Source organism: Stenotrophomonas sp. Steno-C17, from assembly GCF_056393165.1.
Genome location: NZ_JBWJPD010000013.1, coordinates 119,288 through 133,436 on the forward strand (window position 1 = coordinate 119,288; position 14,149 = coordinate 133,436).

A 14,149-nucleotide genomic window follows, 5' to 3' on the forward strand; every position below is an offset into this window, starting at 1 on the left:
GGGGCGCAGTAGACTACCGGGTCAACCTCATTACCCATCGTTGAATGGAAGCCTACCCCAGCTCCCCCAGCTACCTGCTCCGATCATTGATGCACAACCGCCGCCTGGTGTTTGCACTGGCGGCGCGGGAAATCGCGGCGCGTTACCGCGGCTCGCTTCTGGGCCTGGCCTGGGCGCTGGTGCAACCGGTGTTCATGCTCGCCATCTACACCTTCGTGTTCAGCGAGGTGTTCAAGGCCCGCTGGCCGGGCGGTACCGGGTCGCGGACCGAATTCGCGCTGGTGCTGTTCAGCGGCCTGCTCGTCTTCAATCTGTTCTCTGAAGTCTTCAACCGCGCGCCCACGCTGATCGTCGGCAACACCAACTACGTCAAGAAGGTGGTGTTCCCGCTGGAAATCCTGCCGTGGGTCAGCGTGCTGACGGCCATGTTCAGCCTGGCGGTGAACCTGGTGGTGTGGCTGCTGTTCTACCTGGTGTCCACCGGCCTGCCGCCGCTGAGCGCACTGCTGGCGCCGGTGGTCATGCTGCCGATGATCCTGTTCATGACCGGCGTAGCGTGGCTGCTTTCGGCGCTGGGCGTGTTCCTGCGCGACACCGCACAGATCACCGCCATCATCACCACCGCCGTGATGTTCCTGACGCCCATCTTCTATCCGATCGATGCCATCCCGGCTTCGCTGCGGCCGGTGCTCAGCATCAACCCCCTCGCGCCGATCGTTGCTCAGATGCGCGATGTGCTGATCTGGGGCAAGGGCCTGGACCCGGTCGTGTATCCGGTCTGCCTGCTGGTGTCGATCATCGTGTTCTGCGCAGGCTTCGCCTTCTTCCAGCGTACGCGCAAGGGGTTCGCCGATGTGCTCTGATGTGGCGATCCAGGTTCGCGACCTGGGCAAATGCTTCAACGTCTATGAAAAGCCCGCGCACCGCCTGATGCAGATGCTGTGGCGCGGGCGCCGGCAGTACTACCGCGAATTCTGGGCACTGCGCGAGGTGGGCTTCACCATTCATCGCGGTGAAACCGTCGGCATCATTGGTCGCAACGGCGCCGGTAAGTCGACGCTGCTGCAGATGATCTGCGGCACGCTGACCCCCACCGAGGGCGAGATCACCGTCAACGGCCGCGTGGCGGCGTTGCTGGAGCTGGGTGCCGGCTTCAATCCCGAATTCTCCGGTCGCGAGAACGTCTATCTGGCCGCGTCGCTGTACGGCGTGGGCAAGGAAGAGGTCAACCGCCGGTTCGCGGACATCGCCGCGTTCGCCGACATCGGCGACTTCATCGAACAGCCGGTCAAGACCTATTCCAGCGGCATGTACGTGCGGCTGGCGTTTGCGGTCATCGCCCATGTCGACGCGGACATCCTGATCATCGACGAAGCGCTGAGTGTCGGTGACGCCTACTTCCAGCAGAAGTGCATGCGCTTCCTTGCCGGTTTCCAGCGCAACGGCGGCACCCTGCTGTTCGTCAGCCACGACATGGGCGCCGTCAACGCACTGTGCGCCTCGGCCGTGCTGCTTCGCCGGCAGGATGGCCAGTACCTGTGCGACATCGGCTCGGCCCGTGAAATCTCGGCCGTCTACCTGCGCGAGCTCTATGCTGACCGCCAGGAAGCAGCGGTCGCCAAGAGCAACGCTGCGCTCAGCCGTGGCACCTATGACGCCGCTACGGTGGACCCGACCCGCTTCCATGCCGGCGCGTTCCGCCCCGACGTGGACAGCTTCGGCGCCGGTGGTGCCCGCATCGAATCTGCGGTGTTCACCGACGTCGATGGCAACCCCGTCTCGGAATTCACCTCCGATGACGATGTCCGCCTGACGGTGACCGCGCGTGCGCTCAAGCCGCTGGATTACCCGGCCATCGGTTTCATGCTGAAGGACCGCAAGGGCCAGTACCTGGTGGCTGAAAGTTCGGACAGCTACCTGCGCGAGGAAGCTATCGCCGTCGAGCAGGACAGCACCTTCACCGTCTCCTTCCAGATGCGCCTGCCGCGATTGATCCGCGGCGAGTACAGCCTGGACCTGGCACTTGCCGAAGGCCCCGGTGACGATCATGTGCAGCATCACTGGCTGCACGACGCGCTGGTGCTGACCGCCCTGAACCCTCAACTCGTGCATGGCATCTCCGGCGCACAGCCGCTGTCGGTGTCCTTCCGCACCTCTCATCGCTCATGACCATGATTACTGGACGACACGGCGTTTTTGAAACGCTTCCCGGCGACACCGTCATCGCCGATTCGCTGCGCTGGTATGGAGAGTGGGCGGAAAACGAACTCGAGCTGCTGCGCCGCTTCGTACCCGAAGGTGGCGTGGTCGCGGACGTGGGCTCTTTCATCGGCACCCACGCGGTGGCATTCGGCCGCGCCGTGGGCCAGATCGGCCAGGTGCATGCGTTCGAGCCGCGCCGCGAAGCCTTCGCCATCCTGCAGCGGAACATCGAGCGCAATGGCCTTGCACAGCAGGTCACCGCGCACAACGTCGGCATTTCCGATCATCCCGGGCAGATCTCGCTGGCCGACACGGACAGTGAATCGCAGAACCAGGGCGGGCTGACGCTGATCGACGACGGCCATGGCTACAGCGTGCGCATCATCACGCTGGATTCGCTGCACCTGTCGCGACTGGATCTGCTGAAGATCGACGTCGAGGGCATGGAGGCGCAGGTCCTGGCCGGCGCAGCGCAGACGCTGCAGCGCTGCCGCCCCGTCGTGTTCGCCGAATGCAATTCGGTGGATGGCGCCGCCACCACGCTGGCGGCGGTCAGTGGCCAGGGGTACGCCGCCTACGGGGTGATCTACCCGGCGTTCAACCCGGACAACTTCAATCAGTGCCCGGACAATTTCCATGGCGCCAACGCCGAATGCGGCCTGTTCCTGATTCCCACCGAGCGCCTGTCGGGCGCGCCGGTGGACGGCATGCGCGCGATCAAGTCGCTGGAAGACGTGGTGGCGCTGCTGCTGCAGAAGCCGCAGTACCTGCCGGAGATGCTGCCGGACGCGCCTGCGGTGGAAGCCGTGCATCGCGCCACCAGCAAGCCGCAGGCAGCGGCGGTCGGCACCGCAGCCGGCCGCGTGCTGCACGTCGTCGCCCCGTTCTACTGCAACGAGCAGCTGGTTGCCCCGTTCATGCGCGGCCTGCGCAGCGTGGCCGGCGAGCTGGTGCAGGCGCGCGCGTCGGTCTGGCTGTACAACGACAGCCCCGACCATGAAGGGCTGCGCGCCGCGCTGGCTGAGGCGGTGGCCGAGGGCATTCCCGGCGTACCCATGCAGGTGCTGACCAACGAGGAAAACCTGGGCTTCATCGGCACGTGCAACCGCGCCTTTGACCGGGCCATCGAAGACGACGCCGACGTTCTGCTGCTCAACTCCGATACCGAAGTCACCCCGGGGGCGATCGCCGAGATCGTCGCCGTTTCGTCGCTGGACGCGATGATTGGTTTTGTCTGCCCGCGCAGCAACAACGCTACGCTGGCGACCCTGCCGCATTCGATCGAGCATGCCGAGATCAGTGCCGAGAAGGCGCGCGAGCTGTTCCTGCCGATTGCCCGCCGCCTGCCGCGCCTGTCGTTCATCCCGACCGCTGTGGGCTTCGCGCTGTGGATCCGCGGCACGCTGCTGGCCGAGTTCGGCCGCTTCGATACGGTCTATGGCAAGGGCTACAACGAAGAGAACGACCTCATCATGCGCGCCAATCGCGCAGGGTATCGCGCCGTCCTGGCCAACCATGCCTTCATCTGGCATCAGGGCGAACAATCGTTCTCGACCACCAACCAGCAGCGCTCCGAGCGCGAGCAGATCAATGCCGGCATCCTGCGCGAGCGCTATCCGGAATACGACCCGCTGATCTACCGCTATTTCACTTCGCCGGAATACCGTGCCGAGCGCTTGCTGGAAACGCTGGATCCGGTGGAAGGCAAACGCACGATCGCCTTCGATTTCTCTTCGTTCGGGCCGTTCCACAATGGCACGTTCGAGTCGGGCGTGAAGCTGCTGGCCGCCGCCCAGCGCGCGTGGCCGGAAGACACCCGCATTGGTGTGTTCATCAGTGCGCAGGCATGGGAGTTCCATGGCCTGGACAGACTGCCGGGCCTGGTGCGTTTCGATCCGGGCGACCACCGCAACAAGGTGGCGGCGGTGGTTCGCATCGGCCAGCCTTACCAGCAGGAGACCCTGCTGAACCTGTTCGAGTGCGCACCGGTGGTGGGCATCTTCATGCTCGACACCATTTCCACCGATTGCGGCTACCTGTCGCTGGACTTCGACGAAGGCATCTGGCGCTTCGCGTTCGAGAACATGAGCGTGTTGTTCACCAACTCGCACTTCACGCTTGATCGCATCCGCATGCGTTACCCGATTGGTGCGTCGACGCTGCAGCAGGTCTCGCAGCATTCGCTGGACCCTGCCGATTACGCGCGCCATGAGCCGACCGGCTCGGATGGCTCGCATATCCTGGTCATCGGCAATCACTACACGCACAAGTTCGTGCGCAGCACCACCGATGCCCTGGCCGCCGCCCTGCCCGATCAGAAGATCGTGTCGATCGGCTACCCGGACGTGGCCGAACTGCCTGCGAACGTACAGGCGTTCAAGGCCGGCAACATCGATGACGAGACCTTCCGTTCGTTCTACCGCGATGCACGCGTGGTCGTGTTCCCAAGCCATTACGAAGGCTTCGGGTTCCCGGTCCTGCATTCGCTGGCACATCACCGCCCGGTGTTCGTGCGCGACAGTGGGCTGAATCGTGAGCTGGCCGAGCGCATTGTCGGTTCGGCCAACATCCACTCCTACCAGACCACCCGTGAGCTGGTGCGTTCGCTGCAGACGGCCATGCCCGCCTGGACCGACGAGCGGCGCGCGGGCGAAGTGGATGGCTGGCACCGCTCGGCGCTGGAGGTGCATGCCGCGCTGACCTCGGCGATGAACCTGAGCACCGGTGCCGGCGTTGCATCGGTCCTGCGCCGGCTGGATGCGCTGAAACGGCCTGCGGCGGCTGCCGCCGAGATCGCAACGTCGGGCCAGCGCGTCGGGCGCCGGCTCGGCCGCATCATTGACCGGCTGCTGACCATTCCGGGTGCGGCACCGGCGGCACGACTGGCCGCCAGGATCTATCGAAGCATTGCCCGCTGAGCAATGCCGGGCGCGCGTGGGGGGTGGGTCATCAACACCACCACCCCGCCGCGCCCGGGCGCGTGGCGCTTACGCCGCCAGCGCCCGTTCCAGGTCCACCTGCAGGTCGCCCAGCTCTTCCACGCCCACGCTCAGGCGCACCAGCGCATCGCTGATGCCGAGCTGCTCGCGGCGGGCCACCGGAATGGAGGCATGGGTCATCACCGCCGGGTGGTTCACCAGGCTTTCCACGCCGCCCAGCGATTCGGCCAGGGTGAACAGTTCGGTCTTTTCGCAGAAGCGCTTGGCCGCCTCGAAACCGCCCTTCAGCACGATCGACACGATGCCGCCGAAGCCGGACATCTGCTTGCCGGCCAGTTCATGCTGCGGGTGCGAAGGCAGGCCCGGGTAGATCACCTTCTCCACGGCCGGGTGCTTTTCCAGCCACTGCGCCAGCGCCAGGGCATTGGCGCAGTGCGCCTTCATGCGCAGCGGCAGGGTCTTCAGGCCACGCAGGGCCAGGAAGCTGTCGAACGGGCCCTGCACGCCGCCGATGGAGTTCTGCAGGAACGCCATCTGCTCGGCCAGCTCGGCGTTGTCACCGACCACCACCATGCCGCCGACCATGTCCGAATGGCCGTTGAGGTACTTGGTGGCCGAATGCAGCACCAGGTCGGCGCCCAGTTCCAGCGGCCGCTGCAGCATCGGCGAGGCGAAGGTGTTGTCGACCACCACGACCAGGCCATGGCGCTTGGCGATGGCGGCCACCGCGGCAATGTCCACGATCTTCAGCATCGGGTTGGTCGGGGTTTCAATCCAGACCATCTTCGTCTGCGGGGTGATCGCCGCTTCGAAGGCGGCCAGATCGGTCAGGTCGACGAAGCTGAAATCCAGCCCGGCGGTGCGGCGGCGCACGCGCTCGAACAGGCGGAAGGTGCCGCCGTAGATGTCATCCATCGCCACCACGTGGCTGCCGGCGTCCAGCAGTTCCATCACGGTGGAGCTGGCGGCCATGCCCGACGCAAAGGCGAAGCCGCGCGTACCGCCTTCCAGCGAGGCCACGCAGCGCTCGTAGGCGAAGCGGGTCGGGTTGTGCGTGCGCGAATACTCGAAGCCCTGGTGCTCGCCCGGGCTGGACTGTGCGTAGGTGGAGGTGGCGTAGATCGGCGGCATCACGGCGCCGGTGCTCGGATCGGGCGACTGGCCGCCGTGGATGGCCAGGGTGGCCAGGGCCAGCGCGCGATCGGGCTTGGAAGCGTTGGACATATCGTTTCCTGATGGGCGCCGAAGCACGGCGCCGTCGAAGGAGCGGGAGTCCATCGGCGCGCCCCTGGACGGGGTGGAACGCAGATGGACCAGGATTCAGCAGCGAATGCGGGCGATCGCGCGCTTACTGCACGCGGCGGCGCAGGAAGTTCAGCAGATCGATGCGGGTGATCAGGCCCAGGAAGGCGTTGCCGTCCATGACGATGGCCACCTGGCCGCGGTCGAACACCGGCAGCAGGGCTTCGATGGGCGACTTCACGTCCAGCCGGTCCAGCTTGCTGACCATGGCCGTGGCCACCGGGTCGCGGAAGCGCGCTTCGTCGCCATAGACGTGCAGCAGCACGTCGCTTTCATCGACGATGCCGACCAGCTGGTCGCCGTCCATCACCGGCAGCTGCGAAACGTCATACAGCTTCATGCGCTGGTAGGCGGTGGTCAGCAGGTCGTTCGGGCCGATCACCACGGTGTCGCGCTGGCCGTAGGGACGCAGGATCAGGTCGCGCAGGTCGCCGTGCTGCGGGCGCTGCAGGAAGCCGTTGTCCAGCATCCAGTAGTCGTTGTACATCTTCGACAGGTACTTGTTGCCGGTGTCGGGCACCAGCACCAGCACCTTCTTCGGCGTGGTCTGTTCCTGGCAGTACTTCAGGCCGGCGGCCAGCAGGGTGCCGGTGGACGAACCGCCGAGGATGCCTTCCTTGCCCAGCAGCTCGCGCGCGGTGTGGAAGCTTTCCGCATCGGTGATCGGGTAGGCCTTGGTGACGCGGGTGAAATCGGAGATCGAGGGCAGGAAGTCCTCGCCGATGCCTTCCACCAGCCAGCTGCCGGACTTGTCGTTCAGCACGCCGTCGTTGATGTACTCGGCCAGGATGGAACCGACCGGGTCGGCCAGCACCAGTTCGGTCTTCGGCGACAGCTTGGCGAAGGCGCGCGACAGGCCGGTCATGGTGCCCGAACTGCCACAGCCGAACACGATGGCGTCCAGATCGCCGCCCATCTGTTCGAGGATTTCCGGGCCGGTGCCGAATTCGTGCGCGGCCGGGTTGTCCGGGTTGCCGAACTGGTTGATGAAGTAGGCGCCGGGGGTCTGCTCGGCGATGGTCTGGGCCAGATCCTGGTAGTACTCCGGGTGGCCCTTGGCCACGTCCGAACGGGTCAGGCGCACTTCTGCGCCCATCGCCTTCAGGTTGAAGATCTTTTCCCGGCTCATCTTGTCGGGCACCACCAGGATGAGCTTGTAGCCCTTCTGCTGTGCCACCAGGGCCAGGCCCAGGCCGGTGTTGCCGGCGGTGCCTTCCACCAGGGTGGCACCGGGCTTCAGGTCGCCGCGCTTCTCGGCTGCTTCGATCATCGACAGGCCGATGCGGTCCTTGATCGATCCGCCCGGGTTGGCGCTTTCGAGCTTCAGGTAGAGCTCGCAGACACCGGTATCCAGGCGCTGGGCCTTGACGATCGGGGTCTTGCCGATGAGTTCGAGGACGGAAGAATGGATGGACATTCGGGGGACTTTCGTTTCGCGCCGCGCAGGGCCGGACCTTGGATTATCCGACGGATGGCGCCGAAAGTCAGGCGCAGGGACGCAACGCTGGCTTGCATCGCCGGGCCGAAGCGTGCCCGGTTGGATAGCGGCCAGATGGGCCAACCCGGAAGGCCGGCCAACCAAGGTTGGCCGCTACCAAAGCGGGGCCATGCCCGGAAAGGAGGATGCGGACGGCCCCGGATCGACGAGGAGACCGGTACCGCCCGCATCGGTGGACTCAAGCTGATGGGATGTCCGCAGGCCAGGGCCTGCGGGCCAAGGCACCACCGCCTGTGGTGCCTTGGCGCGGCCGCCGTTTCCGGCGATACCGCGGGGCCAGGTCACGTGCCTGGCTGGGCCTTCGATGGCCGGCTCACGCCGTTCCGGGCGTGAGCGCGTGCGTCAGTGCGTGGGGGACGTCGTGGGGAGCGGGGTTTCGTACATACGCAGAAGGCGTTGCTTGGCCAGCAGCTTCTCGCGCTTCATTCGACCCAGGGTGACATCATCGATCGGGAGGACACCCAACTCCGCGTCCATGCACTTCTTGTTCAATTTCCGGTGCTGGTCATGGAGTGCCCGGAACTCCGGATCACACGCGCGACGGGCGTCGATCTCGCTCTGGGGCTGATCTTCAAACATGATGGACCTCCTTCGACAGATACACGAACGCCCCGGCCGCAAGGCACGGGGCGTTGTTCATGGAGGAGCGCCGGGAGATGGCCACATGGGTGCGCACCACGACCCGCGGCACTGGCCTGCGCACGTCGGTCTGCTGCGGTTCGCGCCCTGCTTGCATCGGCCCGGCCCTCCCATCGTCCGGTCCGCGGCATTGCGTCCCGGACGATTGACCCTACGCTTGCTGCAGGCCGGGTTCAAGCCCCTGCGACAAAAAGACCGAACCCCGCCGTGGCGGGGTTCAGGCTGAATACTCAAAGCAACGAAAAACAAACAAATTCAAGCAATTACGGAGCCACGATGACCTCGGCCGAGCGGGCCTTGGTGGACGCGGCTTTCTTGCCCGCGACCTGGATCCGGTTGCCGGCGACACCGGCCGCCACCAGCGCGTCACGCAGGGCTTCGGCGCGCTTCTGGCCCACACCGGTGGCGCTGTCGTAGGCCTCGATGCGCACCCGGCCCTTCTTGCCGATGTTCAGGTACTCGGCCAGCGCCTTGGCCTGGTTCTTCGCACCGCCGGACAGGCCGGCCGCACCCGCGGCAAAGGCGTCACCGCCCAGGGTGAAGACTTCACCGCGACCGTCGAACTTCGAGCCCGGCAGCTTCTGCCCGGATACCAGCTCGGCCTCTTCACGGGCCAGCTTGGCCGCGTTCTGCTGGGCCGCGCTCAGGCGCTGCTGCTGCTTGCCGGCCACGCTGGTCAGCGCGTTCTCGGCGTCCTGGCGGGCCAGGGTCTCGGCCTCGGCGGCCAGACGCAGGCGCTCGGACTCTTCGGCCTGCATCTGCGCCTGCATGCGCAGCTGCTCGGCTTCCTGGCGGGCGCGGGCCGCATCGCGGCGGCTGGCTTCGATCAGCAGATCGCTGCGGGTGCGCTCCAGGCGGTCCACCTCGCGGGCGGCCAGGGCGGCGCGCACGCTGGTTTCGGCAATGTCCACCCGGCGCTCGGCCAGATAGGTGGCCAGTTCCTGGTCGCGGCGCTTGGCCTTGTCCAGGGTGGCGATGGCCTGCTGCGCCTGCATGCGCTCGAAGGCGCCCAGTTCGGCGGTGTCCGGGTTGGACTGGATCGCCATCAGGCGCTGGGTCAGTTGCGCCACCATCGGGTTGTCTGCGGCCACGGCCATGCCCGGCAGGGCCAGCGCGGTCGCCAGCGCAAGAGCGGAAAGCGCCTTCATCGGCGGTCCTCCCCGGTCGACAGCTGGCGCTGCAGCTGGTTCACCTCGTTGCGGCGCAGCTGCAGCTGGGCGGTGGCCGTGGCCTCCTCGCTGCGGGCGCGGGCCAGGTCGGCATCGGCGGCGGCACGCAGGGCCAGCGCCGGGGCGTTCTTGCGCTCGCGGCGGTCGCCGGCGGCGCGCTGGGCCTGTTCCAGCCCCTGTCGGGCCAGGCCGATCAGGTCTGGCGCGTATTGGTCGGCATCGGCCTGGGTGGCCTTTTCCACGGCCTGCTGGGCCTGGGCCAGTTCCAGGGCGGCTTCCTGCGCCCCAACGGGGGCAGACACCGCGAATGCCAACGCCATCACATACAGGCCCTGGCGCATTTGTGCGAAGCTAAGTCGTTTCATTGGGGAGGCCCGTGCCCGGTTGTCGGTACGTGGCCATTGTCGTCAAGCCGACGCCGTGCTTGCAACGGTCGCTGGCGGTTTCGTTGGGGAAAATTCGCGATGGATATCGGCTACTTCCTGAAGCTGATGACCGAAAAGAACGCCTCGGACATGTTCTTGACCACCGGTGCGCCGGTGTACATCAAGATCGAGGGGAAGCTGTACCCGCTGGGCAATACCGGCCTGCCGCCGGGCATGGTGAAGAAGATCGCCTACTCGCTGATGGACGAAGGCCAGGTGCCGCAGTTCGAGCGCGAGCTGGAGCTCAACATGGCCATTGCCCTGCCCGACGCCGGGCGCTTCCGCGTCAATGTGTTCAAGCAGCGCGGTGAAGTCGGCATGGTCATCCGCGCCATCCGCAGCCGCATTCCCAGCATCGAGGAGCTCAATCTTCCGCAGGTGCTGAAGGACGTCATCATGACCCCGCGTGGGCTGGTGCTGGTGGTGGGGTCCACCGGCTCGGGCAAGTCCACCTCGCTGGCGTCGATGATCGACCACCGCAACAGCACGACCACCGGGCACATCCTCACCATCGAGGACCCGATCGAGTACCTGCACAAGCACAAGATGTCGATCGTGAACCAGCGCGAGGTCGGGCTGGACACCCACGCCTTCCACAACGCGCTGAAGAACGCGATGCGTGAAGCGCCGGACGTGATCCTGATCGGCGAAATCCTGGACGCGGAGACGATGGAGGCGGCGATCGCCTTCGCCGAAACCGGCCACCTGTGCCTGGCCACCCTGCACTCCAACAACGCCGACCAGACCATCGAGCGCATCCTGAACTTCTTCCCGGAAAGCGCGCACAAGAACGTGCTGATGAACCTGGCGCTGAACCTGCGTGCGGTGATCAGCCAGCGCCTGGTGAAGAACAGGGCGGGCCGCCGCCTGCCGGCCACCGAGGTGCTGATCAACACGCCGATGATCCGCGACCTGCTGCGCCGCGGCCAGGTGCACGAGATCAAGGCCGCGATGGAATCGTCGCTGGAAGAAGGCATGGAGAGCTTCGACCAGTGCCTGTTCCGGCTGGCCAAGAGCGGCGTGATCGAGCAGGAAGAGGCGCTGCGTGCGGCCGATTCGCGCGACGGTCTGGCGCTGAAGTTCCGCCTGTCCGAAGGCGGCAGCGGCGAACACGACCCGTACGCCGATTTCTCCTCGGCCACCCAGCCCAGCATCACCCACGGGTTCTGAGCCCGCGGAAAACCTGAAGGGTTAAGGGGCGGTCTCATCCAATGAGACCGCCTGTCCGTAGGTTTCTGTCATGGAAACCCTTCGCAAGCTGGCCATCCTGGCCGATGCCGCCAAATACGATGCCTCCTGCGCCTCCAGTGGCGCGGGCAAACGCGATTCGCGCGCGTCCGGCGGCATCGGCAGCACCGAGGGCATGGGCATCTGCCACAGCTACACGCCTGATGGCCGCTGCGTGTCCCTGCTGAAGATCCTGCTGACCAATTTCTGCGTCTACGACTGCGCCTACTGCGTGAACCGCGTCTCCAGCAACGTGCCGCGCGCGCGTTTCAGCGTGGAGGAAGTGGTCTCGCTCACCCTGGATTTCTACAAGCGCAACTACATCGAAGGGCTGTTCCTTTCCAGCGGCATCATCCGCAACGCCGACTACACCATGGAACGCATGGTGGAAGTGGCCCGGCAGCTGCGCGAGGAGCATCGCTTCGCCGGTTACATCCACCTGAAGACCATTCCCGAGGCGTCGCCGGAACTGCTGGCCAGCGCCGGTCGCCACGCCGACCGCCTTTCGATCAACGTGGAACTGCCCACCGATGCCGGGCTGGCCGCACTGGCCCCGGAAAAAACCAGCCATACCATCCGCGGCGCGATGGGTGAGCTGCGTTGGCGCATCGACGAGGCCAAGGAAGCGCGACGTGCACCGCCTGCCGTGCCCGCCACGGCCATCCCCGCGCGCAGCGCGCGCCCCCGGCCACCCCGTTTCGCCCCGGCCGGACAGAGCACGCAGATGATCGTCGGTGCCGACGGCGCCAGCGACCAGCAGATCCTGCTCAGCGCCGACCGCCTGTACGGCAATTACCACATGCGCCGGGTGTACTACTCGGCCTTCAGCCCCATTCCCGATGCCAGCCGCCAGTTGCCGGTACAGCCACCGCCACTGCAGCGCGAACACCGCCTGTACCAGGCCGACTGGCTGCTGCGCTTCTATGGCTACGGCGTGGATGAGATCACCGACAGCAGCGGCGACGGCATGCTGGATCTGGATATCGACCCGAAGATGGCCTGGGCGATCCGCCACCCGGAACGGTTCCCGGTCGATCTGAACCGTGCGCCGAAGGAACTGCTGCTGCGCGTACCGGGGCTGGGCGTGCGCAACGTGAAGCGGGTGCTGATGGCGCGCCGCCACGGGCGCCTGCGCGTGGCCGATGTCGCCCGGCTGAAAGCGCCCATGAACAAACTGCTGCCGTTCGTGCAACTGGCCGACCACCACCCGCGCAGCGCGCTGGACGATCCGGCGGCACTGCGTGCCCGGCTGGCCCCGCCGCCGCGCCAGGGTTCGTTGTTCGACCCGCCCGCGGCGGCCTGACATGCAGCGCTGGTCGCTACGCGTGGACCCTGCGTGGTCGCTGCAGGCCTGGCGCGATGCCGCGCGGCAGGCGCTGCTGGGGGCCGTGCCGCCCGCGCAGCTGGACTGGCTGCCGGGCACGGAAGCGTCGCTGCTGGATGCCCCTGCCCTGCCCGTTCCGGCAGACGAACCTGCAGCCGGCGCACAGCCCGGCGTACCGCGCGACTTCCTGGAACTGGCCGCCACCGTGCTGTGCCACCGCGATCCGCAGCGCATGGCCCTGCTGTACCGGCTGCTGTGGCGCATCACCCATGGCGAACGCGCGGTGCTGTCCAACCCGACCGATGCCGACGTGCTGCGCGCGATGGCCCTGGCCCAGGCGGTGCGCCGCGACACGCACAAGATGAAGGCGTTCGTGCGCTTCCGCGAAGTGCCCGGCGAACAGGACGCGTTCATTGCCTGGTTCGAGCCGGAGCACCACATCGTGGACCGCGTGGCGCCGTTCTTCGCGCGCCGCTTCGCCGGCATGCGCTGGGCGATCCTGACCCCGGGCCGCAGCGTGCACTGGGACGGCCAGGCCCTGAGCTTCGGCCCTGGCGGCCAGCGCCAGGACGCGCCGGCCGAAGATGCGCGCGAGGCGCTGTGGCAGACCTACTACGCCAGCATCTTCAACCCGGCGCGCTTGAACACCCGGATGATGCAGCAGGAGATGCCGGCCAAGTACTGGCGGCACCTGCCCGAGGCGCAGCTGCTGCCCGGCCTGGTACGCGAGGCGGCAGGCCGGGTACAGGAGATGCATGACCGTCCCGCCCAGGCACCGGCGCGGCGGGTGCCGGCGCGGGTGCTGCCGGCCCCTGCAGCAGAAGGAAGCCTCGCCGCGCTGCGCGAACAGGCCAGCACCTGCCAGCAGTGCCCGTTGTGGCAGCCGGCCACGCAGACCGTATTCGGCCAGGGTCCGGCCGATGCGCGGGTGATGGTGGTGGGTGAGCAGCCCGGCGACGTGGAGGACCTCAGCGGCCGCCCGTTTGCCGGCCCGGCCGGCCAGCTGCTGGACCGTGCGCTGGCCGAACTGGGTATCGACCGGGCGACGCTGTACCTGACCAACGCAGTGAAGCACTTCCACCACGAGCGGCGCGGCAAGGTGCGGCTGCACAAGCGACCGGAAAGCCCTCATGTGCACGCCTGCCGGCCCTGGCTGCTGGGCGAGATCGCGCGGGTGCGGCCGCAGCTGATCGTGTGCCTGGGGGCGACGGCGGCGTCAGCGGTGTTCGGGCGCGGGTTCACCCTGGCGCGCGATCGCGGGCGCTGGCACACGCTGGACGATGGCACCCGCGGCTATGCCACCGTGCATCCGGCGTGGGTGCTGCGGCAGGGCGATGAGGCACGCCGCGAGGAGGCCTATCGGCTGTTCCGCGACGATTTGCGGCAGATGCTGCTGCGGGATGAGGAACCCGCCGGGCATGGCC

The 14,149-nt window shown here is 66.8% G+C and carries 11 protein-coding genes; 6 read left to right on the plus strand and 5 right to left on the minus strand.

Annotation, left to right across the window (positions count from 1 at the left end; all coding sequences use genetic code 11):
- Positions 1-44 precede the first annotated feature (44 nt).
- The 3 genes from AC06FA_RS13260 to AC06FA_RS13270 are packed head-to-tail and all read left to right on the plus strand — an operon-like array spanning position 45 to position 5,120.
- The gene (locus AC06FA_RS13260) at positions 45-863 is read left to right on the plus strand and encodes an ABC transporter permease (protein ID WP_478068713.1); all 819 of its coding nucleotides are present in this window, start codon (positions 45-47) and stop codon (positions 861-863) included.
- Positions 853-2,169 carry an ABC transporter ATP-binding protein gene (locus AC06FA_RS13265; RefSeq protein ID WP_478068714.1) on the plus strand — a complete coding sequence of 439 codons (1,317 nt, stop codon included), beginning with the start codon at positions 853-855 and terminating at the stop codon, positions 2,167-2,169. The genes AC06FA_RS13260 and AC06FA_RS13265 overlap by 11 nt, the downstream gene beginning before the upstream one ends.
- Positions 2,170-2,171: 2 nt before the next feature.
- Entirely contained in the window at positions 2,172-5,120 is a 2,949-nt protein-coding gene (locus AC06FA_RS13270; RefSeq protein ID WP_478068715.1) for an FkbM family methyltransferase, read from the plus strand.
- A gap of 69 nt (positions 5,121-5,189) precedes the next feature.
- On the opposite strand, the gene AC06FA_RS13275 is transcribed toward AC06FA_RS13270, so the two are convergent.
- The 5 genes from AC06FA_RS13275 to AC06FA_RS13295 all read right to left on the minus strand — a co-directional run bounded on the left by AC06FA_RS13275 (position 5,190) and on the right by AC06FA_RS13295 (position 10,090).
- Positions 5,190-6,365, minus strand: coding sequence for a cystathionine gamma-synthase (locus AC06FA_RS13275; protein WP_478068716.1), 1,176 nt, complete (start codon positions 6,363-6,365; stop codon positions 5,190-5,192).
- A 124-nt stretch (positions 6,366-6,489) separates the two neighbouring features.
- Complete coding sequence (locus AC06FA_RS13280; protein ID WP_478068717.1) at positions 6,490-7,860, minus strand: pyridoxal-phosphate dependent enzyme; 1,371 nt, start codon at positions 7,858-7,860, stop codon at positions 6,490-6,492.
- Positions 7,861-8,283: 423 nt separating this feature from the next.
- Entirely contained in the window at positions 8,284-8,520 is a 237-nt protein-coding gene (locus tag AC06FA_RS13285) for an HP1242/YdcH family protein (protein WP_108748418.1), read from the minus strand.
- A gap of 323 nt (positions 8,521-8,843) precedes the next feature.
- Entirely contained in the window at positions 8,844-9,728 is an 885-nt protein-coding gene (locus tag AC06FA_RS13290) for an OmpA family protein (protein ID WP_478068718.1), read from the minus strand.
- Positions 9,725-10,090, minus strand: coding sequence for a DUF4398 domain-containing protein (locus tag AC06FA_RS13295; RefSeq protein ID WP_108748416.1), 366 nt, complete (start codon positions 10,088-10,090; stop codon positions 9,725-9,727). The genes AC06FA_RS13290 and AC06FA_RS13295 overlap by 4 nt, the downstream gene beginning before the upstream one ends.
- A gap of 123 nt (positions 10,091-10,213) precedes the next feature.
- Between AC06FA_RS13295 and AC06FA_RS13300 the strand changes: the two genes are divergently transcribed.
- The 3 genes from AC06FA_RS13300 to AC06FA_RS13310 form a co-directional block, all read left to right on the plus strand.
- A complete protein-coding gene (locus tag AC06FA_RS13300) occupies positions 10,214-11,344 on the plus strand; it encodes a PilT/PilU family type 4a pilus ATPase (protein WP_478068719.1) in 1,131 nt (376 codons plus the stop codon).
- 70 nt (positions 11,345-11,414) lie between these two features.
- Complete coding sequence (locus tag AC06FA_RS13305) at positions 11,415-12,704, plus strand: putative DNA modification/repair radical SAM protein (RefSeq protein ID WP_478068720.1); 1,290 nt, start codon at positions 11,415-11,417, stop codon at positions 12,702-12,704.
- Between the two features lies 1 nt (position 12,705).
- A partial coding sequence (locus AC06FA_RS13310; RefSeq protein ID WP_478068721.1) for a UdgX family uracil-DNA binding protein occupies positions 12,706-14,149 on the plus strand: 1,444 nt, incomplete at its 3' end.